Annotated in this window: 17 protein-coding genes and 3 pseudogenes; 7 read left to right on the top strand and 13 right to left on the bottom strand. The window is 61.1% G+C overall.

Annotated features, from left to right (window positions below):
* Positions 1-35: 35 nt before the first annotated feature.
* The 6 genes from ACGSLL_RS10245 to ACGSLL_RS10220 are packed head-to-tail and all read right to left on the bottom strand — an operon-like array spanning position 36 to position 4,275.
* Positions 36-1,715, bottom strand: coding sequence for an ApeI family dehydratase (locus tag ACGSLL_RS10245; protein WP_394505465.1), 1,680 nt, complete (start codon positions 1,713-1,715; stop codon positions 36-38).
* Positions 1,712-2,257, bottom strand: coding sequence for a COG4648 family protein (locus tag ACGSLL_RS10240; RefSeq protein WP_394505463.1), 546 nt, complete (start codon positions 2,255-2,257; stop codon positions 1,712-1,714). Before ACGSLL_RS10240 ends, ACGSLL_RS10245 begins: the two co-directional genes overlap by 4 nt.
* Positions 2,254-2,508, bottom strand: a complete 255-nt coding sequence (locus ACGSLL_RS10235; protein ID WP_065615459.1) for an acyl carrier protein — start codon at positions 2,506-2,508, stop codon at positions 2,254-2,256. Before ACGSLL_RS10235 ends, ACGSLL_RS10240 begins: the two co-directional genes overlap by 4 nt.
* Before the next feature lie 9 nt (positions 2,509-2,517).
* Positions 2,518-2,790 (bottom strand): phosphopantetheine-binding protein, encoded by a 273-nt coding sequence (locus tag ACGSLL_RS10230; RefSeq protein ID WP_394505460.1) that lies wholly within the window; start codon positions 2,788-2,790, stop codon positions 2,518-2,520.
* Positions 2,768-3,580, bottom strand: a complete 813-nt coding sequence (locus ACGSLL_RS10225; RefSeq protein ID WP_394505458.1) for a lysophospholipid acyltransferase family protein — start codon at positions 3,578-3,580, stop codon at positions 2,768-2,770. Before ACGSLL_RS10225 ends, ACGSLL_RS10230 begins: the two co-directional genes overlap by 23 nt.
* Entirely contained in the window at positions 3,556-4,275 is a 720-nt protein-coding gene (locus tag ACGSLL_RS10220; protein WP_394505456.1) for a beta-ketoacyl synthase chain length factor, read from the bottom strand. Before ACGSLL_RS10220 ends, ACGSLL_RS10225 begins: the two co-directional genes overlap by 25 nt.
* Positions 4,276-4,638: 363 nt before the next feature.
* Here ACGSLL_RS10220 and ACGSLL_RS10215 point away from each other — a divergent pair, with 363 nt between their 5' ends.
* The gene (locus tag ACGSLL_RS10215) at positions 4,639-5,409 is read left to right on the top strand and encodes a ParA family protein (RefSeq protein ID WP_394505454.1); all 771 of its coding nucleotides are present in this window, start codon (positions 4,639-4,641) and stop codon (positions 5,407-5,409) included.
* Positions 5,410-5,537: 128 nt separating this feature from the next.
* Here the strand turns inward: ACGSLL_RS10215 and trxC are convergent, their stop codons facing one another.
* A complete protein-coding gene (gene trxC / locus ACGSLL_RS10210; protein WP_394505452.1) occupies positions 5,538-5,972 on the bottom strand; it encodes a thioredoxin TrxC in 435 nt (144 codons plus the stop codon).
* A gap of 196 nt (positions 5,973-6,168) precedes the next feature.
* Here trxC and ACGSLL_RS10205 point away from each other — a divergent pair, with 196 nt between their 5' ends.
* Together ACGSLL_RS10205 and ACGSLL_RS10200 are read left to right on the top strand one after the other, a co-directional pair.
* A complete protein-coding gene (locus tag ACGSLL_RS10205; protein WP_394505450.1) occupies positions 6,169-6,465 on the top strand; it encodes a type II toxin-antitoxin system HigB family toxin in 297 nt (98 codons plus the stop codon).
* The gene (locus tag ACGSLL_RS10200) at positions 6,462-6,863 is read left to right on the top strand and encodes a helix-turn-helix domain-containing protein (protein WP_394505448.1); all 402 of its coding nucleotides are present in this window, start codon (positions 6,462-6,464) and stop codon (positions 6,861-6,863) included. Before ACGSLL_RS10205 ends, ACGSLL_RS10200 begins: the two co-directional genes overlap by 4 nt.
* Before the next feature lie 6 nt (positions 6,864-6,869).
* On the opposite strand, the gene selO is transcribed toward ACGSLL_RS10200, so the two are convergent.
* The 5 genes and pseudogenes from selO to ACGSLL_RS10175 form a co-directional block, all read right to left on the bottom strand.
* Positions 6,870-8,333: a protein adenylyltransferase SelO gene (gene selO / locus ACGSLL_RS10195; protein WP_394505446.1), complete on the bottom strand. Its 1,464-nt coding sequence runs from the start codon at positions 8,331-8,333 to the stop codon at positions 6,870-6,872.
* A 48-nt stretch (positions 8,334-8,381) separates the two neighbouring features.
* Positions 8,382-11,735 carry a mechanosensitive channel MscK gene (gene mscK, locus ACGSLL_RS10190; protein WP_394505444.1) on the bottom strand — a complete coding sequence of 1,118 codons (3,354 nt, stop codon included), beginning with the start codon at positions 11,733-11,735 and terminating at the stop codon, positions 8,382-8,384.
* A gap of 34 nt (positions 11,736-11,769) precedes the next feature.
* Positions 11,770-13,512 carry a potassium/proton antiporter gene (locus ACGSLL_RS10185; protein ID WP_394505442.1) on the bottom strand — a complete coding sequence of 581 codons (1,743 nt, stop codon included), beginning with the start codon at positions 13,510-13,512 and terminating at the stop codon, positions 11,770-11,772.
* Between the two features lie 317 nt (positions 13,513-13,829).
* A pseudogene (locus ACGSLL_RS10180) lies at positions 13,830-14,429 on the bottom strand (methyl-accepting chemotaxis protein); the annotation flags it as partial.
* Positions 14,430-14,732: 303 nt separating this feature from the next.
* Positions 14,733-15,389, bottom strand: a pseudogene (locus tag ACGSLL_RS10175) (MCP four helix bundle domain-containing protein); the annotation flags it as partial.
* 342 nt (positions 15,390-15,731) lie between these two features.
* Here ACGSLL_RS10175 and ACGSLL_RS10170 point away from each other — a divergent pair.
* The 4 genes and pseudogenes from ACGSLL_RS10170 to ACGSLL_RS10155 all read left to right on the top strand — a co-directional run bounded on the left by ACGSLL_RS10170 (position 15,732) and on the right by ACGSLL_RS10155 (position 18,298).
* Positions 15,732-15,962 carry a hypothetical protein gene (locus ACGSLL_RS10170; RefSeq protein WP_007909525.1) on the top strand — a complete coding sequence of 77 codons (231 nt, stop codon included), beginning with the start codon at positions 15,732-15,734 and terminating at the stop codon, positions 15,960-15,962.
* Positions 15,959-16,261, top strand: a complete 303-nt coding sequence (locus ACGSLL_RS10165) for a cell division protein ZapA (RefSeq protein ID WP_186619599.1) — start codon at positions 15,959-15,961, stop codon at positions 16,259-16,261. The genes ACGSLL_RS10170 and ACGSLL_RS10165 overlap by 4 nt, the downstream gene beginning before the upstream one ends.
* 99 nt (positions 16,262-16,360) lie before the next feature.
* Positions 16,361-17,431: pseudogene (locus ACGSLL_RS10160) on the top strand (HAMP domain-containing protein); the annotation flags it as partial.
* Positions 17,432-17,452: 21 nt separating this feature from the next.
* Positions 17,453-18,298, top strand: a complete 846-nt coding sequence (locus tag ACGSLL_RS10155; protein WP_394505901.1) for a methyl-accepting chemotaxis protein — start codon at positions 17,453-17,455, stop codon at positions 18,296-18,298.
* 215 nt (positions 18,299-18,513) lie between these two features.
* Here ACGSLL_RS10155 and ACGSLL_RS10150 read toward each other — a convergent pair whose 3' ends face one another.
* Positions 18,514-20,316, bottom strand: coding sequence for an acyl-CoA dehydrogenase (locus ACGSLL_RS10150; RefSeq protein WP_394505439.1), 1,803 nt, complete (start codon positions 20,314-20,316; stop codon positions 18,514-18,516).
* Positions 20,317-20,330: the final 14 nt, after the last annotated feature.

The raw sequence follows: 20,330 nt of genomic DNA, 5'->3' as shown, positions 1-20,330 counted from the left end.
CCTGCTCGCGATTGAGTGCGCAGCACTCACCGAAATCAACCATGTTCAACACCCAGCACGATCCGCCCACTGGAACACGTCGCCGTGTCATTGCGATAAGCAAAATACAATTTGCGCCGCTCTGCATCGAAACGCAGGTGCAGTTGAATCTCATCACCCGGGCGCACCAGTTGCTGGAATTTCAGCACTTCCATCCCGGCGAATGCGCCGTCGAGTTTCAGCAACTGACGGCCGAGATTCAGCGCCCACTCCACCTGCACCACGCCGGGCAAAACCGGCGCTTTGGGGAAGTGCCCGCTGAAGTACGCCAGGTCCGGCGGCACGCTGAGTTGCAGGCTCCACTCACCGTTCGTTTCGATCTGCTCGAGCACTTCAGGTGCTTTCGGCCGTGGCGCGATCAGCAAGGCGTCGACTTCGGCCTGGGGCAGTTTGCCCTGGCTGTTGAGCGGTAGCTGCCGCAGCAGCCGCCAGCGCCGTGGCAGGGCCAGCGCTTCGCAATGTGCCTTGAGGTGTTCGCGCAGTGACTCGGTCAGACCGCGGCGGCCGTGTTCGCGCAAGGCAAACAGGCCGGCGTCGCTCAGCACCAGCAAAGCGCCGAGGGAGGCGCGGTTTTCCTTGACCACGCCCAGACGTGCTTCGGCGACCCACTCGTGGGCAACCAGGGCCTGTTCGAGCATGGGCAGGGAGATGCGTTTTTCTTCGAGCTTGACGATCCGGTCGAGGCGCCCGAGCAGTTCGAAACGCCCATCGGACGCGATGCGTGCGGCATCGGCGGTGTGTTCGATGTGCCCGGCCGGCAAGTAAGGTGATGCGATCAGCAGCGCGCCGTCGCTGTCCTGGCTCAGTGCGACGGCGGTGAACGGCTGCCACAGTGCCTGGCCCTGACGCCAGGCGATTCCGCCGGTTTCCGAGCTGCCGAGAATTTCCGTCGGCCATTGCTGCAAGCGCTGATACAGGCTTTGCCCGGCCTCAAGCGGCAGTGCGCCACCGGAGGAAAACACCCGGCGCACCGCGCTCAGCGCCGGCCAGTCGAGGTTGTCGCCCATGCGCTTGAGCAGCGCCGGGCTGGCGACCCAGATAAAGGCCGGATGTTCGCGGCTGGCGCGCTGCATGTCCTCGGGGAATGCCTGTTGCATGCGCGCGAACGGGCGCCCGGCGCACAGCGGCCACAGCACGCGAAACAGCAGGCCGTAGATGTGCTGGGTGGCGACGCTACCGATGATGCACGCTTCGCCCAGACCCGCGCCCCACAACTGTTCCAGCGCCTCGACTTCATTGGCCAGCTGGCGCAGCGTTTTGTCGATGCGCTTGGGTTCGCCGCTGGAGCCCGAGGTGCACAGGCTCAGTCGGCATTGATCGAGATCCAGCGCCGTGCCTGGCAAGGGTGGCTGCTGAAGTTCATCGAGTCGGGTATCGCCAGGCTGATCGGTCAGCCACAGGTCGACATCGCCCGTCCAGCGCTGGCGCGTCTGCGCTTGCAGATCCGCAGGCAACAGCACGCTGACGCCGGCGCGCCAGGCCCCCAGCAGCGCGACGGCCAGTTCGGCGGCATCTTCCAGATGCACGGCCAGATGGCGCACGCCTCGTGCCTGCAGCGCGGCGGCGATGCTCAGCGCCTGCTCGCACAGCGCGGCATGATCAAGTGCCGGTGCGTGGCTGACGGCCCGCAGCGGTTGGGCCTTGAGCAACAGATGCTCAAGTTTTATCCAGTTCATGTACGGCCTCTTACCCGTTGTCGTATCAGCCATTCAATGGCAAACATCAGGCCGATCAATCCATAGGAGATCAGGCCGGTGTACAACATCCACCAATCCAGCGGCGCCCACAGGGTCAGGAGGGCGGCGCACAAACCGTTGCAGAAGAAAAACACACTCCAGGCCAGGGTGACCTGGCGCGTGTAGCGAATCGCCTCGGGCGGCAGATCCGGCTCACGCAAGCGCGCCAGCCGCTCGACCATCGGCATGCCGAACGTCAGGCTCGAGGCGAACAGCACCAGCATGAAGCCGCTGATCAGCACCGGGTACCAGCGCAGCAATTGCGGGCTGTCGAACAGCGCCAGCAGCACGCAGAAGGCAATCGCCACACCCGCCATCCAGACGCTGCCGGGTTTGCGCTCGCCACTCAGCACCCGCGCCAGCCACAGACTGCCCAACAGCAGGCCGAACTGCCACGGCGCGAAGTGTTCCATGCCGAAATACACCGCAAACGGGTACAGCAGGCCGACCAGCAGCAGGCCGAGGCCGATCAGTCGGCTCATGCGGCCGGTTGAACCAGACGGTAGACCGCCTCGACCACGTCACCGACGGTGCGCACCGACTTGAATTCTTCGGCGGCGATTTTCTTGCCGGTCTGGCGTTTGATGTGATCGATCAGATCGACCGCGTCGATGCTGTCGATCTCCAGATCCTGATACAGATTGGCGTCCATGCTTACGCGCGCCGGATCGAGTTCGAACAGCTCGACCAGGGCATCGCGCAGGGTGTTGAAAATATCGTCACGAGTTTGCATGGTCCGGTCTCAAGCTGCTTTAGCCGTGACGAAAGCCGCAAGGCTCGCCACGTTGGTGAAATGGTTGCGAGTGTCTTTGGCATCGGCGTCGATCTTGATGCCGTACTTTTTCTGGATGGCCAGGCCCAGTTCCAGCGCGTCGACCGAGTCCAGACCCAGGCCTTCGCCAAACAGTGTCTGCTCGTCGCCGATGTCGTCGGGGCCAATGTCTTCGAGGCCGAGGGCGTCGATGATCAGCAGTTTGATGTCACGCATCAGGCTAGCGGTGTTCAGTTCGCTCATCTTCGGCGAGCTCCTTAATGAAATAGTCATGCAAATAATCGTTGAGCTTGCGCGAGGCTTGCGGTGCGGGCCCCTGCGCGGCGAAGGTCTGTGGGTCTATATCGGCGCCCACGCGGAAACTGAAGTGCACGCGGCGTTTTGGGATGCGGTACCAGGGTTCGGCTTTGGTCAGGGTGGTCGGGCTGACCTTGATGATCACCGGCGTCACCATTTTCGCACCGCGCAGGGCAATCGCAGCGGCCCCCCGATGAAAGGCCGGCGCCTGTCCCGGCTGGGTGCGCGTGCCTTCGGGGAAGATGATCAGGGTCTGGCCGTCTTGCAGGGATTGGGCCGCGGCGTCGAGCATGTCCATGCTGCCGTCATTGCTGATGTATTCGGTGCTGCGCAGCGGGCCGCGGGTGAAGGGGTTTTCCCACAGGCTTTTCTTCACCACGCAATTGGCCTGGCGCACCAGACCGATGAGGAACACCACATCGATCAGCGACGGGTGATTGGCAATGATCATCTGCCCCGGTCGACCAAGGCGCTCGGCGCCCACGATATCGTAGGTCAGCACACCGGTGCGGGCCATGAAGCGCACGAAAAACCAGAACAGCCGACTGACGGTTTTACGTGCGCGTTGCCTGTGCGCAAGCGCATCACCGGGCAGGCAGTTGAGCAATGGAAACACCAACACGCGCAGGCACAGGCCGCCCAGCCCGAACAGGGCGAAGCTGGCGGCTGTGGCCAGCAGGCGCCAGTAATAGGCGTCGCGGTTTTTCTCCGTCACGGGTTGCGTTGCCAGGTCCATACACGATTTTTCCACGCATGTTGGCAATGGGGTTGCTGGCCGAGCAAGGTACGCAGCAGATTCAGCGCGTGTGGCCAGTGCGCCTTGGACCGTGTTTGCGGGGTGCTGTTCAAGGTCAGCCGCCAGTCGGTACCCGGCGTGAGCAGAAGCCCGAGCGCATAAGGGAATGGCACGTCATCGACCCATGCCGAATAGGCCGCCGGTGGCTGTTCCTCGGTAATCACCAGTAGCACCGCCGGGGCGCCTTCAGCCAAGAGGGCCGCGGCCTCGAGCATGCCATGTTCGAGACCGTCGCCTGCGGCAGCGAGGGCGGTCATTTCACTGGTTTCGCCGCGCATGATCGACCACAGGCCGATAATCGCGTTGTGCACCGAGAGGCTGAACTGGGTGGGCGACAGCGGTTGTTCATTCGCCAGATCGCAAAGGATGTCGTAGGTGCGCGGGGTTTCGCCGTGGCGCGAGACGAATACCAGCGGCAGATTGTCCCGTCCGTCGGCCAACGGCCAGCCGACGCTGAAGGCCATCCGCGCCAGACGACTCAGGCGGCGGCGCTGCATGGCCGGCAAAAACGACACATCGGGCGCGGCATCACTGCTCTGAAGCACGACCGGTTGGCGGCTCCAGGCCTGCCAGGCGTCCACGCTGTCGAGCCCGGGGGCCCACGCGCGCCATTGGGCGATGTTGAAGTTGATCACGGACGTTCATCCCGCCCCTGCGGGCAATTATTGACGCGTTGAATCGCCCAGGCCGCGGCAGGCCTGACGTGGCGCTCGGCGCCGGGTGGCGCGCATTATCCCGGTGCGACGGGTGTGTAGCAAATGCTGGTTACATTTTGCTCAACGAAATGTACCGAGCGGTTCGCCGGGGTGACTGTCACATGGCCATTATCCAGATTCTCAGCGGCGTGTCTGTCGGCCTTCTCGGCGATCGGTGGTGGTTATCACGCTTTCTGATCGCAGATTTTTGCCCCTGAGGTTGTAGTCCGCGTCCGTGAAGGTAGCGAAGCGAGGTCGCGCGCATCTACACTCGGTCATTCTTTGATACACGGAGGTTTTGTCATGCGGCGCGTGGTGTTCAATCAGAAAGGTGGCGTAGGCAAGTCGAGCATTGCCTGCAATCTGGCGGCGGTCAGCGCCAGCGAGGGTTATCGCACCCTGTTGGTCGACCTCGATGCCCAGGCCAACTCCACTCAATACCTGACCGGGCTGACTGGCGACGACATTCCGATGGGCATCGCTGACTTCTTCAAACAGACCCTGTCATCCGGGCCGTTTTCCAAGAAGAACCAGGCCGACATCTACGAAACCCCGTTCGACAACCTGCACATCATCACCGCCACCGCTGAATTGGCTGACCTGCAGCCCAAGCTGGAAGCCAAGCACAAGATCAACAAGCTGCGTAAATTGCTCGATGAACTGGCTGAAGATTACGACCGAATCTACCTCGACACGCCGCCAGCGCTGAATTTTTACGCGGTTTCAGCGCTGATTGCCGCCGATCGAGTGCTGATTCCCTTCGACTGCGACAGTTTTTCCCGTCAGGCCCTGTACGGCCTGATCGCCGAAATCGAAGAACTCAAGGATGATCACAACGAAGGCCTGGAAGTCGAAGGCATCGTGGTCAACCAGTTCCAGGCACGGGCCAGCCTGCCGCAGCAGATCCTTGATGAATTGATTGCCGAAGGCCTGCCGGTGCTGCCGGTGTATCTGTCCAGCTCGGTGCGCATGCGCGAATCCCATCAGGCAAGTATGCCGCTGATCCACCTCGACCCACGGCACAAGCTGACCCAGCAGTTCGTCGAGCTGCATGACCTGCTCGAAGAACACTGATCCATCGAAGAATTCACAATCCCTCTGGGAGCTGGCTTGCCAGCGATGAGGGCGGCAGACTCAGCATCTTTCGTGACCGATCGATCGCAATCGCTGGCAAGCCAGCTCCCACAGGTTTCTGTGTTGGATCAGATCCCCTGACTGCGCAACCACGCCATCAACTGCGGCAACGGAAACGCACCACTCTGCCGCGCCACTTCCCTGCCGTTCTTGAACAGAATCAGGCTTGGAATCGAGCGAATCCCCAACTGCGCCGACAACTGTTGATTGGCCTCGCTGTCGAGCTTGGCTAGCCGACACTTTCCCGCCAGCTGCGCCGCCGCCTGTTCGAACACCGGCGCAAACGACTTGCACGGCCCGCACCAGTCCGCCCAGACATCCACCAGCAGCGGCAGATCGCCCTTGATCTGACTGGCGTAATCGCCTTGCTTGAGTTCGAACGGTTTGCTCAACAACACCGCCGATTTGCAGCGCCCACATTTGGGCTGATCGGCGAGGCGCTCGGCGGGAATGCGGTTGAGACCGTTGCAGGACGGGCAGGGGACGAGGAGTGGCGTGGTCATGAGCGAAATCCTGAAGAGAGCTGATTACAGGTAGTTTGAGACGTTTGCTCATATTTTCAATCGTGCAGTCTTATCTGCCGTGCCTAGGCTGAAGACGTGGATAAGCGAGCCCGCTTGTCTGTCGATGATTATCGCAACTTGCGATATTTTTGATTTGTGATTAACTCCCCATAGCAGAATGCGATAAGGATGTTGCATGCATGTCATCACTGGAAAACGAATACGTGAAGCTAAGGATAAATGGCCCCAGGCAGCTAGCGCGCTGGAGCATTGGCTTGAAGTAGCGAAAGGATGCAAGGCGGCAGATTTCGCCGCGATTAAGGGGTTGTTTCCCGCTGTCGACAAGGTCGGAGATTTTCATATTTTCGATATTGGCGGTAACAAGCTGAGGTTGATCGCCTACGTTCGATATCGACCTCAGAAGCTGTACATAAAGCATGTTTTGGATCATCAAGAATACGATCGCGGCAAATGGAAGGAGGGAAGGCTATGAGTGTGCTGATAGAAAGAGCTGCCGAGCATTGGGAGTTTGTGGCACCGCTGCTTCGTAAGCCAAAAAGCGAAGACGATTACGACGTGCTGGTGCGCGCGCTTGATGAGTTGCTTGGAATGACTGGCGACGATGAGTCTCATCCATTGATGAGCCTGGTGGACATCATCGGTGACTGGATTGAAGAGTGGGATCGCACGCATCACCCGGAACCAAAACCTCCTGGGTTTGAAGTGCTGGGGTATTTGATGCGTGAACACGGTTTGACCCAGAGCGATTTACCTGGGGTTGGCCCGCAATCGGTTGTTTCTGAAATCCTGAGCGGCAAGCGGCAGCTGAACCTGAGGCAGGTGCGATGGTTGGCCGAGTATTTCAAGCTGCCGGTCGAGGTGTTTGTTTGAGCCATTTCAGGAAGAACAACTGATCTCCAGATGCTTGCCCCACTCCGGCGGCCGTTCGGCGTAACTCGCCATCCCCGGCTGCTGTTCAAACGGTTTGCTCAACACGGCGTGCAGTCGGCGCACTTCGGAGTAATCACCTTGCTCGGCCGCGTCGATGGCTTTTTGCGCCAGATAGTTGCGCAGAATGTACAGCGGGTTGACCGCGTGCATCCGCGTGCGGCGCTGCTCTTGATCGGTATCGCCGTCGCGAGCGACGCGGGCCACATAGCGTTCGCCCCAGGCATCGAATCCCTTGATATCGACAAAGTCATCACGCAAGCGAGCCACGGCCTGTTCGGCTGATTCTTCACCGAGGCGGCGGAAGAACAGTGTGTAATCGACGCCGCTGTTCTGCATCAGTTGCAGCAGGTTTTCCAGCAGTTGCTGGTCGTCGTCTTCGGCAATGGTGAAGCCGAAACGGCGGCGCATCAGGTCGAGGTAATGAGCCTGAAACAGAGGCAAATACAAGCCCAGGGTCTCGCGCAGGGCTTCGACGCTGATGAACGGCGTCAGAGCCTGGGCGAGGGCGCTGAGGTTCCACTGACCGACCGGTACCTGATTGCTGAACGAGTAGCGCCCCTGATCGTCTGAGTGGTTGCAGATGAAGTTGGCGTCGAAATCATCGAGGAAGGCGAACGGGCCGAAGTCGAAGGTGATGCCGAGGATCGACATGTTGTCGGTGTTCATCACGCCGTGGCAAAAGCCATAAGCCTGCCACTTGGCGATCAGCTCGGCGTTGCGCTCGACGATCTCGCGGAACATCGCCAGATACGGTTCCGGTTGTTCCAGACATTCAGGAAAGTGCATGGCCAGAACGTGCTCGCCGAGTTGCTTTTGCTGCTCCGGGCGCTTGGTGTAGTAGAAATATTCGAAGTGGCCGAAGCGGATATGACTCGGTGCCAGGCGCAGCACCATCGCTGCGCGCTCCTGCTTTTCCCGCCACACCGGCGTGTCGGAGCCGATCACGCAGGCTGCGCGTGAGGAAGGAATGTTCAGCGCGTAGAGGGCTTCGGAAGCCAGAAACTCGCGGATCGATGAACGCAACACTGCGCGGCCATCACCCATGCGCGAAAACGGCGTCTGCCCGGCGCCCTTGAGGTGCAGGTCCCAATGTTCGCCGGCGTTGTTGTAGACCTCGCCGAGCAGCAAGCCACGACCGTCACCCAATTGCGGCGTATAGCCGCCGAACTGGTGGCCGGAGTACACCATCGCCCGTGGCTCGGCATCGGCCCACAGCTTGTGGCCGCCGAACAGTTCGGCAAATTCCTGAGTTTCGGCAGTCGCCGGGTCCAGGTCGAGCAAGGCCAGCGCGGCCGGGCTGGCCACTACCAGCCGCGGATTGTCGATCGGCTCGGGCAGTACGTGGGCGGAGAACGCATCGCCCAGGCGGGCGAAGCGGTTGTCGAAAGTCAGTTCGTCGAGGGCTTTCACGGGCCGGCTCCAGCAGAATGTCCGAGCATTCTGCTGGGACCATAGCGGTTAGTCGAGTTTGCTCGGTGGCGGTTCCGGCAGCGGTTTCTCTGCATCGACGACCGGCGCGATGGTTTTGTTCTCCGGCTCCACCGGCACCATCTTGTATTCCTGGCCCTGGAGATTTTTCAGATAGACCTCCATCTGCCGGAACGAGATGTTGATGTGCTGCTTCTTGAACTCGCGGTTGATGAAGCGGTTGACCTCATCGAGCACCGGGTTGCGGTCGCCGAGGTCGCGCACATGCATGCGCAGTTCGTGGTCGAGGGTACTTTCGCCGAAGTTGAGGAAGTACACGTGCGGCTCCGGTTCCTTGAGTACGCGCGGGTTTTCCCGAGCGGCCTTGAGCAGCAGTTCCTTGACCAGATCCAGGTCCGAGCCGTAATCCACGCCGAGCTTTAGGGTGACGCGGGTGATGGTGTCGGTCAGCGACCAGTTGATCAACTGGCCGGTGATGAACGTTTTGTTCGGGACAATGATGTCCTTGCGGTCGAAGTCGGTAATGGTCGTGGCGCGGATGCGGATCTTGCTCACCGTGCCCGACAGGTTGCCGATGGTGATGGTGTCGCCGATCCGCACCGGACGTTCGAAGAGGATCATGATGCCGGAGATGAAGTTGGCGAAGATCTCCTGCATGCCGAAACCGAGGCCGACCGACAGCGCCGCCACCAGCCATTGCAACTTGTCCCAGCTGACGCCAAGGGTCGACAGGGTCGAGACGAAGCCGACGCCGGCAATCACATACGACAGCAGGGTCGTAGTCGCGTAGGCGCTGCCCTGGGCCAGATCGAGCTTGGACAGCACGAACACTTCAAGCAGACCGGGCAGGTTGCGCGCCAGGGCGAACGTGATGCCGATGATGATCAGCGCGCCGAGCATGTCGCCGATGCTGATCGGCACCATGCTCATGTTGGCGCCGGTGCCGCTGGTGTATTCATAGAGGGTGATGTTGTCGAGGTACGAGAACACCGAAATCAGGTCCGACCAGACCCAGTACAACGCAGCGATGAAGCCGCCGAGCAGGGCCAGACGAATCAGGCGCAGGGACTGTTCGTTGACCTTTTCGATGTCCAGCGTCGGCTCTTCGATCACTGCTTCGCCGTCGCCGGCCTCTTTCGCCGCTTGCCGTTTGGCCAGCGCGCGCTGATAAGCCAGGCGTCGTGCGGCAACGCTGAGACCGCGGACGAATGTGGCCTCAATGACCAGCCAGAACATCAGCAGGTACAGGGTGTTGATCAGGCGGTCGCTGAGTTTCAGCGCGGTGTAGTAGTAGCCAAAGCACACCGCGACAAACAGGGCGATCGGCAGCAGGGTGAACAGCACGCCAACGGCTTTGCGGAACAGCGAGGTGTTTTCGTGGGTTGGGCTGGCGATCAGCAAGCGGCTGAGCAGCCACGCCATCAGGGCGTAGCAGGTCAGCACCACCGGCATGCCGAGCACATCGTCGGCCAGTGCGGCCGGTTGCAGTTCGGCGACGGCCACGATGGTCACCAGCGCCATCACCACCAGGCCGAGTCGACGGATCCAGCCCTGGAGAAATTCGACCTGCGGTTTTTCCCAGCGGAAGTGCAATTCAGCCACGCCGCCCGGCGCCAGAATCCGGTAGGCGGTGTAGAACACCAGCCACGCCTGGCCCATTTGCAGCAGCGCTGCGCCCATGTTGGCGTTCTGCCCGCGCGCGTCGATCTGCAAGGCCAGCCCACACAGCGCCAGACCCAGCGCCACCGGCATCGCCAGCAGAATGTTGATCAGGATCGCCTGCGGCGTATGCCACTGGCTGTCGCGTTTGAAGTGACCGATGTCCTGGTGGACCTTGTTCAGCCGCGCATACAGGTTCTTGCGCCGCCACAGCAACGCGCCGATCAACAGCGCCAGCGGCAGGAACAGCAGCGGCCGCTGGGTCAGCCCGTCGACCAGCTCACTCAGGCTCGATGCCCAGGGCAGGGTGTTGATCTGACGCTCCAGACGTTCCGGCACGCCGCGCATCCATTCGACGTCCAGCGGTTTGTTGCTGGGGATCCAGAACATCTGTTCGTCGAGGGTCGCGCGCAGGCTTTGCGCGGTGCTGAGCAGTTGCTTCTGGTTGAGCTGCAGGGTGATCGACTCGTTGAGCACGGCGCTCAATTCGCGGTTCAGCCGTTCGAGCAGATCGGCGCGGGTGTTGGCCAGATCCAGCAGGCTCTTGCGCAGTTGTGGGGTGACCTGTTCCGGCGGCTGTGTCGCCAGCAGGTTGTCGACGTAGGTCGCCGGGTTGCTGAGCAATTCGCGCTGCTGGCTGACATCGAACTGGTACAGGCGAATATCGGCGATCTGATCGGCCAGGTCGCGGTCGACCTTGAGGTGCGGCAGCGCCTGTTTCTGTTTATAGAGGATCTTCGACAGCAGGAGGCTGCCCTTGAGCACGTTGATCTGCTCGTCGAGGGCTGCATCGCTTTGGGTCAGGCTGTCGAGTTGCTGCTTCGCCTGCAGGTTCTGCTGGGTGACTTCGTTGAGCCGGTCGGTGCTCTTGAGCAGGTAATCGGAGAGCCGGAGGTTGGTCGTGCTTTCACTGGCAAGCAGGCTGCTGCCACCGGCCTTCTGCGCTTCGATCGACTGCTGGGTGACGGTTTCCTGCGACTGCGCCAGACGCTTCTGGTTGATCAGGGTTTGCAGTTCCTGAATCTCGCGGTCGAGGCGGTCGGACTTTTCCGAAAGCAGGTCATGTTGAGCATTGCCCAGATCCTGCAACTGGCTGTTGCCGGCCAGTTCCTGACGGCGCAGCGGAATCAGCGCATTCAGCGCTGCCAGTTCGGCGTTCAACTGATCGCGCTGCTCGGCGCTGACAGTCTTGCCGGCATCCTTGCCGGATTTGAGGATGTTGTTGATCTGCTGAATGCGTGTCTGGCTGGCGGAGATTTCTGCCTGGGCGCGCTCGGGGCGAGTCTGCGCGGTGATGATCAGGCTGTTGGCATCGGCCAGGGCTTTTTGCAGGTCGCTTTGCTGGGTCGAACGCTCGGTGAGGATCTGCTCCAGCTGTGCAATCGACTCCTTGGCGAAGCGCTGCGCCACGGGTACCACGGCGGTGGCTTTGAGGCGTGCCAGCTCGCGGGTGTTTTCGATGGTCTGCTTGGGGGCAGTAGCCAGCTGCTGTTTGAGATCGACCAGCTTCTGCTCGTAATCACGGCGATTGGTCAACTGGGTGAGGGTGCTCTGCAGCACGCCCTGCAACGCCTTTTTATCGGCGTCCGGCAGTTTGCTGTCGGCAAGCTTGTCGAGGTTTGCCTGTACGGCATCGCTGGACGGTGGTTCGGCGGCGTACAACGGGCCGACAGTGAGACTCAGGCCCAGCAGGGCCGCGGCGAAAAAGGAGCGCAGGGTAGGCATAGAGACCGGTCAAGCAAGTGAGAGTGAACGCAGTTTAGAGGAAGAGCCCGGGGCCCGGGCGACTTCCTTCGGGGAATCTGACGCCCACTTTGCCGATCTTGTTCCCGTCCATGACCGCCACGGTCCAGTGGGTGTTGTTCCACTCCACCTGGTCGCCGACGATGGGCGCACCGCCGACTTTCTGCGCAATGAAGGCGCCCAGGGTCATGTCCGGATCGATGCCCTCGGCCGGCAAGCCATAAAGCGCCGCAACCGCTTTAAGCTGGGCGTCTCCTTCGAGCACGAAGTCGCCGAAAAAGCGCAGATCGAGGCCGCGCTGCGGCGCCTGACTGAACAATTTTCCGAGGGCGCCGAGGTTGTGTTCATGGCCAATAACACACAGCAAATCATCGACTTCCAGCACCGTACTACCCGACGGATGGAGCAGTTGCTGACCGCGAAACAGGGCGGCGATGCGCGTACCTTCGGGCATTTTCAACTCGCGCAGGGGCGAACCGATGCACCATTTCTCAGCGCCGAGCTTATAGACGAACAGCTCCCACTCGCTGGTGACATGCACTTCCAGTGCCGAGCGGGAAATCGGCGCGGGCTCTGGCGGTACCGTCACCTTCAGCAGTTTCGCCACCCACGGCAGGCTCGTGCCTTGCAGCAGCAGCGACACCAGCACGATGAAGAACGCCAGATTGAAATACAGCTGCGCATTCGGCAGCCCGGCCATCAGCGGGAACACCGCGAGGATGATCGGCACCGCACCACGCAGTCCGACCCAGGAAATAAAGGCTTTTTCGCGCCCATGGAAAGCCTTGAACGGCAGCAGGCCGACCATCACCGACAATGGTCGCGCGAACAGAATCATCCACAGCGCCAGACCCAGCGCAGGCACGGCGATCGGCAGCAGATCGTGCGGGGTGACCAGCAACCCCAGCACCAGAAACATGCCGATCTGCGCCAGCCACGCCATGCCGTCGAGCATGTGCAGAATGCCGTGACGACTGCGCACCGGACGATTGCCGATCACCAGGCCGCACAGGTAAACGGCGAGGAAACCGCTGCCGTGCAAGGCGTTGGTCAGGGCGAATACCACCAGCCCGCCGGCGATCATCAGAATCGGATACAGACCGGTCGCCAGGTTGATGCGGTTGACCAGTTGCAGCATCACCCAGCCGCCGCCGAGGCCGATCACGCCGCCGATGCCGAATTCGCGGATCAGGTGAGTCAGCAGGCTCCAGTGCAGGCCGGTCTGGCCGCTGGCGAGCATGTCGATCAGGGTGACGGTGAGAAATACCGCCATGGGGTCGTTGCTGCCGGACTCGATTTCCAGCGTGGCGGTGACCCGTTCGTTCAGGCCCTTGCCACCGAGCAGCGAAAACACCGCTGCGGCGTCGGTCGAGCCGACGATGGCGCCGATCAGCAGGCCCTGAATCAGGTTCAGGTCGAACAACCACGCTGCGGCCATGCCGGTGAGCCCGGTGGTGATCAATACGCCGACGGTGGCCAGCGACAGGGCCGGCCATAACGCCACGCGGAAACTCGACACCCGCGTGCGCAAACCGCCGTCGAGGAGGATCACCGCCAGCGCGAGGTTGCCGACCAGATAGGCCGTCGGATAGTTATCGAAAATGATCCCGCCGCCATCGACCCCGGCGGCCATGCCGACCGCGAGGATGATCACCAGAATCGGAATGCCGAGACGCGAGGAGAGTGAGCTGACCAGAATACTTGCGCCTACCAGCAACGCGCCGATCAAGAACAGGCTGTTGATGGTCGTCGCATTCAAAGGCAGTACTCCAGAAGCGTAAAGACGGGGCACAAACTGACCATGCAGTCTGCGTGCCAGCGATTCTAACCTGTTGAAATGTGATGCTGTCAAAAAGCTTTTTCAGCGAGGCATCGGGATTTGCGTCAGGCGGGCGACTGCTGCCCTCACCCTAGCCCTCTCCCGGAGGGAGAGGGGACTGACCGCGGTGTTTGTGCGGATCACGCCGGCCTGACAGACCGGAGTCGAACTCAGCTTTTGAGAAAGCCCCGATCTGCTCCCTTTCCCCCTCGGCCCCTTGGGGGAGAGGGCTGGGGTGAGGGGGTGAGCTTTTGACCTTAAAGGCTGAACCGCCCAACCATGTTGTTCAGATCCAGCGCCAGTCGCGACAACTCATTGCTCGCCGCGCTGGTCTGATTCGCCCCGGTCGCCGATTGCACCGACAGATCACGAATGTTGACCAGATTGCGATCGACCTCGCGCGCCACTTGTGCCTGCTCTTCGGCGGCACTGGCGATCACCAGGTTGCGCTCGTTGATTTCGACGATGGCGCTGTTGATGGTGTCCAGCGACATGCCGGCACCACGGGCGATGTTCAGCGTCGATTCGGCGCGCTCGGTGCTGTTGCGCATCGAGTCGACGGCATGTTCGGTGCCGCTCTGGATGCTGCCGATCATCCGCTCGATCTCGCTGGTCGACTGTTGCGTGCGATGAGCCAGTGCGCGCACTTCATCGGCGACTACCGCAAAACCACGCCCGGCCTCGCCCGCGCGGGCCGCTTCGATCGCCGCGTTCAGCGCCAGCAGGTTGGTCTGATCCGCCAGGCCGCGAATCACGTCGAGCACCTTGCCGATATCGCGAGACTCATTGGCCAGATCACCGATCAACGACGCCGTGCTCTGCACATCGGCGCTCATGCGTTCGATGGCGCTGACGGTTTCCTGCACCAGATCGCGACCGTCGCCAGCCGATGTGGTGGCATTTTTCGAGGCTTCCGAAGTGCTGACGGCGTTGCGCGCAACCTCTTCCACCGCGCTGGTCATCTCGTTGACCGCGGTGGCCGCCTGTTCGATTTCGTTGTTCTGCTGGGTCAGGCCCCGGGCGCTTTCGTCGGTGACGCTGTTCAGCTCTTCGGCGGCAGAGGCAAGCTGGGTGGCCGAACCAGAGATGCGCTGCAGGGTGTCGCGCAGTTTCGCTTGCATCTTCGCCATGGCCGCGAGCAGACGCCCGGCCTCATCGCTGCCATCGACATGGATTGGCTGGGTCAGGTTGCCTTCGGCGATGGTTTCCGCCGCATCGAGTGCATTGGCGATCGGCTTGGTGATGCTCACGGTCAGCAGCCAGGCGAACAGCAGCGTCAGGCCGGAGGCGATCAGCAGCAGGGTGACGACCAGATTGAAAGACATCGAATACTGGTCCTTGGCGCCCTGATCGATGTCGGCGATCTGCTGGGTATTGATGTCCAGCAAGCGTGCCAGCGCGGTGTTCACCGCTTCCGAATTGGCCAGCAGGTCGGTGTTGAGCAGTTGCTGCAACGCGTCGATCTGGTTGTTGCGCGAGAGGGTTTTCATCCGCTCTTCGAGCTGGCGGTATTGCGTCAGCAATTGCACATACTGATCGTACGCCGAGCGTTCTTCCGGGCTGGAAATCAGCGGCTCGTAAGCACGTTGCGCCTCGGTGATCTGGCGGTTGCGCATGTCGAACAGCTCGATGGTTTTCTGCTGCACGTCTGCTTCGCGGTTGATCAGCAAGCGATACGACAACACGCGCAAACGCAGGGTCAACTGGGTGAAATCATCCAGTGCCTTGATCGACGGCACACTGGTGTTGGCGATGTCTTCGCCCGCCGAGCGGATCTTGCTCATCTGATTCAAGGCGAAGACGCCGAGAATCAACATCAAGCCGCCGATCAGGGCGAAACCGGTGAACGCCCGGGGGGCGATATTCATATTGCGAAGGGACATGGGCGGATACCGAAAAGGGCCGCATCCATGCGGGTTGAGCTGCTGTATGGCTGACTTATCGGTCATACGACTAAAGTCTTGAGGCGGTGTGCGTATTTGTCGCAGCGGTGGCGGGGCGACGAAGTGCAGGAACCAGATCGGCAGATCACAGTCTTTTAAACTCGCGGGAACGGTCAGCCGCCAGGAAAATCAAGGCCTTGCGCCGGTTTAACCCTGGCATCCGTGGTGACTTTTCTTTATCGTACGCGCCCTTTGAAAAACGCTTGGAAGATCAAAATGTTGGAAGCATCCCTCAGCCAATTGGAACAGCTCGTCAGCGACCTGGTGCAACAGAACCAGACCCTCGCGCAGACCAACCAGACCCTGTCCACGGAACTGGCCCAGGCCAAGGATGAAAACGAAAGCCTGCAACTGAACCTGATGGAGCAGGAAGAAAAACACGGCGCCACCGCTGCCCGCATCCAGGCACTGGTTGATCGCGTCAACGCCGGCCCTGTCAGCGCATGAACCACGGCACAGCAGGGGTAAAAGTCATCTCCATTCTCGGGGAGGACTATTCGATCAAGGCACCGGCCGGGGAAGAACAGACCCTGCTGGACGCGGCCATGATGCTCAAGGCCACCCTGGAAGACACCAAGCGCAAATACCCGACCCTGATCGGCGACCGCTTGCTGGTGCTGGCGGCGATGAATCTGTGCTCGCAGCAGATTGAAATGAAGAAGCAGCACCAGGAAGAACTCGACCGTTATCAAGAGCAAGTCAGCGCCACGGTCGACACCATCGCCAAGACCATCAATCAGGGTTGAGGCTGTTGGGCACAACCAAAGAATAGATTGTCGATTGCGCTGTATACAATCGGCACGGCTGTTGCAGTGTTTCAGCCACTTATTCTTTGGGGGTGCTCCATGCAGTGGTGGCGACGCAGTATTCAATGGCAGCTGATTCTCGGCATGGGCGCAGCCCTGCTGTTCAGCATTCTGATCGTGGTTGGCATTTATACCCTGGTGGTCAATCGCCTCGCCCAGTCCTATCTGGTCGAACAAGCGCTGCCGTCGAGCATTGAAGCGACGCGCAACGATATCGAACGCATCCTCGTGCAGCCGCTGACGGCGGCCAAGGACATCGCCAGCAATTCGATGGTCCGCGACTGGCTCGCGGCAGGCGAAGACAGCGGCAAACTCGCGGGCTTCGCGCAATACCTGGAAGGTATCCGCGCCGAACACAAAGCTTTTACTGCTTTGATCATCGGCACCGAAAGCAATCACTACATCACCGAAAAAGGCCTGGATCGGACCCTTAGCCGGGACAAGCCGACGGATGCCTGGTTCTATGCCTTTCTCGACAGCGATCAGCCGCGCACCCTCAATATCGATAACGATGGCGCGACCGGTGAGCTGGCATTGTTCATCGATCTGAAGGTCGAGCAGGCCGGCAAAGTGGTGGGCGTTGCCGGGCTCGGGCTGAGCATGAAAGAGCTGTCGGAGCTGATCCACAACTTCAGCTTCGGCGAGCGCGGCAAGGTCTATCTCGTGCGTTCCGACGGTCTGATTCAGGTGCATCCCGAGGCACAGTTCAGCGGCAAGCGCACCTTGAGCGAGCAGATCGGCACCGATGCAGCGCAAGCGCTGCTGGGCCATAAGAATGCGGTCAACAGCAGCTTCCAGCGGGACGGCGAAGACTTCCTCGCCTTCAGCCTGCCGCTGCGCGATCTTGGCTGGACATTGGTGGCCGAAGTGCCGCAGTCGCAGATCTACGCCGAAGCGCGTAAAGCCATGTGGATGAGCGGCGGTATCGGTCTGCTGGTGGCGTTGGTCTGCCTCGCATTGATCGTTTGGCTGGCGCGAGGGTTGGTGCGACCGATTCGTCAGGTAACAGCGGCGCTGGTAGCAATCGGTAGCGGTGGTGGAGATTTGACCCAGCGGTTAGATTCCAGCCGCGGCGATGAACTGGGTGACCTTGCGCGCGGCTTCAACCGCTTCCTCGACAGTCAGCGCGTGATGATCGGCGAGGTGCTGACCACCAGTGAGAACCTGCGCACTGCCGTGGGTCAGGTGGCAAAAGTGGTGGAGAACACCGCCGAGCGCTCCGGTCGTCAGCAGGAAATGACCGATATGGTCGCCACGGCGGTCCACGAAATGGGCCTGACCGTACAGGAAATCGCGCAGAACGCCGGCAACGCCGCGTTCGCCTCGCAAGCCGCCCGCGACGAAGCGCTGCAGGCGCGGGAAGTGGTCGGCGGCTCGATCCGGCATATTGAAAGCATGTCCGACGAGATCGGCGTGGCGGCGGGCGCGGTCGGTGAGCTGGCGCAGCAGGTCGCGTCCATCGATTCGGTGCTGGCGGTGATTCGTGGTGTGTCCGAGCAAACCAATCTGCTCGCCCTCAATGCCGCAATCGAAGCCGCGCGCGCTGGGGATATGGGTCGCGGCTTTGCAGTGGTAGCCGATGAAGTGCGAACGCTGGCGCGTCGCACCCAGGCCTCGACGGATGAAATCCAGCTGATGATCGGCAGCCTCAAGCAAGGCGCGGAAAACGCCGTGTCGTCGATGCGCACCGGGCAGGCAGCGACCGGCACCGGGGTTGAATCGAGCCAGCGCACCGGCGCGTCCTTGACGGCGATTACCGGACAGGTCGAGCGCATCAGCGACATGAACCACCAAGTGGCGACGGCGACCGAAGAGCAGTCGGCGGTAACCGAAGAGATCAATCGCAACGTGCAGGGGATTTCCGATCTGGCCCGGGCGACAGCGGGGGAGGTTCGCGCGTGTCGGGAGGATTGCCGCATGCTGCAGACGCTGGCGGATGATCTGGCGCGGCAGATGGGTGGGTTCAAGTTGAGCTGAGTGCTGAGGCTGGAAAGCCCCTCACCCTAACCCTCTCCCAGAGGGAGAGGGGACTGACCGAGGTGTCTTGCGCTATACATCGACCTGAGAGCGCTGGTCGATTATGGATTCGGTGAGCCTCTTTCAGATCGACGAAGTATCAAGCATCCCCCGTTCGGCCCCCTCTCCCTCCGGGATAGGGCTGGGGTGAGGGCCAGGGCACATGCGGTCCTCGATCAGAACCACGCCTCCCGCATCCCCAGACACGTATCATCCCGCGCCTCAAGCAAGTCCAGCTCATGCTGGCAACCCGGCACTTCCCACGTCAGAAAATACCGCGCGGCCTGCAACTTGCCTTTATAGAAATCGACGTCCGCCGCATTACCCTTGGCCAGACCTTCTTCGGCGCGAATCGCCTGCTCCAGCCAGCGCCAGCCAATCACCGTGTGCCCGAACACCTTCAGGTACAGCGCTGAGTTCGCCAGACTGCTGTTGACCTTGCCCTGCGCCAGATCGGTGAGCAAACCGAGGGTCACGGTTTGCAGGCGCGCCACGAGTTTTTCCAGCGGCTCGCGCAGCGCGGTCAACGTTTCATGCGCGGTTGCCCGTTCGGCGGTCGTGGCGATCAGGCGGATCAGTTGTTTCAAGCCTGCGCCGCCGTTCTGCGCCAGTTTGCGCCCGAGCAGGTCCAGCGACTGAATGCCGTGGGTGCCTTCGTGAATCGGGTTCAAACGGTTGTCGCGGTAATACTGCTCAACCGGGTATTCCCGGGTGTAACCGTGGCCGCCGAGAATCTGAATCGCCAGTTCATTGGCTTTCAGGCAAAACTCTGAGGGCCAGGATTTGACGATCGGCGTGAGCAGATCCAGCAACTCATGGGCCTGTTTGCGCTCGGCTTCGGTTTCCAGCGTGGTGGTGTCATCGAACAGGCGCGCGGCGTACAGGCCGAGGTCAAAGGCACCTTCGACGTAGGACTTTTGCGTCAGCAGCATGCGTCTGACATCCGCGTGCTGAATGATCGCCACCGGTGCGGTGGTCGGGTCCTTGCTGTCCGGCACCCGGCCTTGCGGGCGTTCGCGGGCGTATTCCAGCGAATACAGGTAACCGGCATAACCGAGCATCACCGCGCCCATGCCGACGCCGATACGCGCCTCGTTCATCATTTGGAACATGTAGCTCAAGCCGTGATGCGGCTTGCCCACCAGATAGCCGACGCACTCGCCGTTATCGCCGAAATTCAACGCCGTGGACGTGGTGCCACGCCAGCCCATCTTGTGAAACAGCCCGGCCAGCAGCACGTCATTGCGTTGGCCGAGGCTGCCGTCGTCGTTGACCAGAAACTTCGGCACGATGAACAGCGAGATGCCTTTAACCCCTGGTGGGGCGTCCGGAAGCTTGGCGAGGACCATGTGTACGATGTTTTCCGACAGCGGATGGTCGCCGCCGGAAATGAAGATCTTGTTGCCCTTGAGGCGATACGTGCCGTCGGACGCAGGCTCGGCTCGCGTGCGAATATCCGACAGCGACGAACCGGCGTGCGGCTCGGTCAGGGCCATGGTGCCGAAGAAGCGTCCATCGATCATCGGTTGCAGGAAGCGCTGCTTCTGCTCCTCGGTGCCGAAGCTTTCGATCAGGTTCGCCGCACCCATGGTCAGGAACGGGTAAGAGGTCGACGCCGCGTTGGCCGACTGGAAATGTGCGAAACACGCTTGCGATAGCAGTGTAGGAAGTTGCATGCCGCCGGCGTCGAAACTTCTCGCGGCGTTAAGGAATCCGGCTTCGAGGAAGGCATCCACCGCCGGTTTCACTTCGGGAATCAGAATCGCCCGACCGTCTTCATAGCGCGGCTCGTTCTCGTCGCCCTTGCGGTTATGCGGGGCGAAGTACTTCTCGGCGATGCTGCGCGCGGTACCGATGGCGGCGTCGAAGGTTTCACGGTTGTGCTCGGCAAAACGCTCACGCCGGGTCAGGCCCTCGGCATCGAGGACTTCATACAGCTCGAAAGCCAGATTGCGGGAACTGAGCAGCGTCTCGGACATGGTGGCTTACCTGA

It is taken from the genome of Pseudomonas retamae, assembly GCF_043496865.1.
GTDB lineage: Bacteria > Pseudomonadota > Gammaproteobacteria > Pseudomonadales > Pseudomonadaceae > Aquipseudomonas > Aquipseudomonas retamae.
The sequence above is the reverse complement of the archived record's forward strand: the minus strand, read 5'-3'. Positions and strand labels throughout refer to the sequence as shown.

Coding starts and splice junctions, on each gene's coding strand:
- ACGSLL_RS10235 (WP_065615459.1), bottom strand. CDS start 2,508: ATGCAAACTCGTGACGATATTTTCAACACCCTGCGCGATGCCCTGGTC.
- ACGSLL_RS10230 (WP_394505460.1), bottom strand. CDS start 2,790: ATGAGCGAACTGAACACCGCTAGCCTGATGCGTGACATCAAACTGCTG.
- ACGSLL_RS10205 (WP_394505450.1), top strand. CDS start 6,169: ATGCATGTCATCACTGGAAAACGAATACGTGAAGCTAAGGATAAATGG.
- ACGSLL_RS10170 (WP_007909525.1), top strand. CDS start 15,732: ATGTTGGAAGCATCCCTCAGCCAATTGGAACAGCTCGTCAGCGACCTG.
- ACGSLL_RS10200 (WP_394505448.1), top strand. CDS start 6,462: ATGAGTGTGCTGATAGAAAGAGCTGCCGAGCATTGGGAGTTTGTGGCA.
- mscK (WP_394505444.1), bottom strand. CDS start 11,735: ATGCCTACCCTGCGCTCCTTTTTCGCCGCGGCCCTGCTGGGCCTGAGT.
- ACGSLL_RS10155 (WP_394505901.1), top strand. CDS start 17,453: ATGATCGGCGAGGTGCTGACCACCAGTGAGAACCTGCGCACTGCCGTG.
- ACGSLL_RS10165 (WP_186619599.1), top strand. CDS start 15,959: ATGAACCACGGCACAGCAGGGGTAAAAGTCATCTCCATTCTCGGGGAG.
- ACGSLL_RS10215 (WP_394505454.1), top strand. CDS start 4,639: ATGCGGCGCGTGGTGTTCAATCAGAAAGGTGGCGTAGGCAAGTCGAGC.
- ACGSLL_RS10245 (WP_394505465.1), bottom strand. CDS start 1,715: ATGAACTGGATAAAACTTGAGCATCTGTTGCTCAAGGCCCAACCGCTG.
- ACGSLL_RS10150 (WP_394505439.1), bottom strand. CDS start 20,316: ATGTCCGAGACGCTGCTCAGTTCCCGCAATCTGGCTTTCGAGCTGTAT.
- ACGSLL_RS10225 (WP_394505458.1), bottom strand. CDS start 3,580: ATGGACCTGGCAACGCAACCCGTGACGGAGAAAAACCGCGACGCCTAT.
- ACGSLL_RS10240 (WP_394505463.1), bottom strand. CDS start 2,257: ATGAGCCGACTGATCGGCCTCGGCCTGCTGCTGGTCGGCCTGCTGTAC.
- trxC (WP_394505452.1), bottom strand. CDS start 5,972: ATGACCACGCCACTCCTCGTCCCCTGCCCGTCCTGCAACGGTCTCAAC.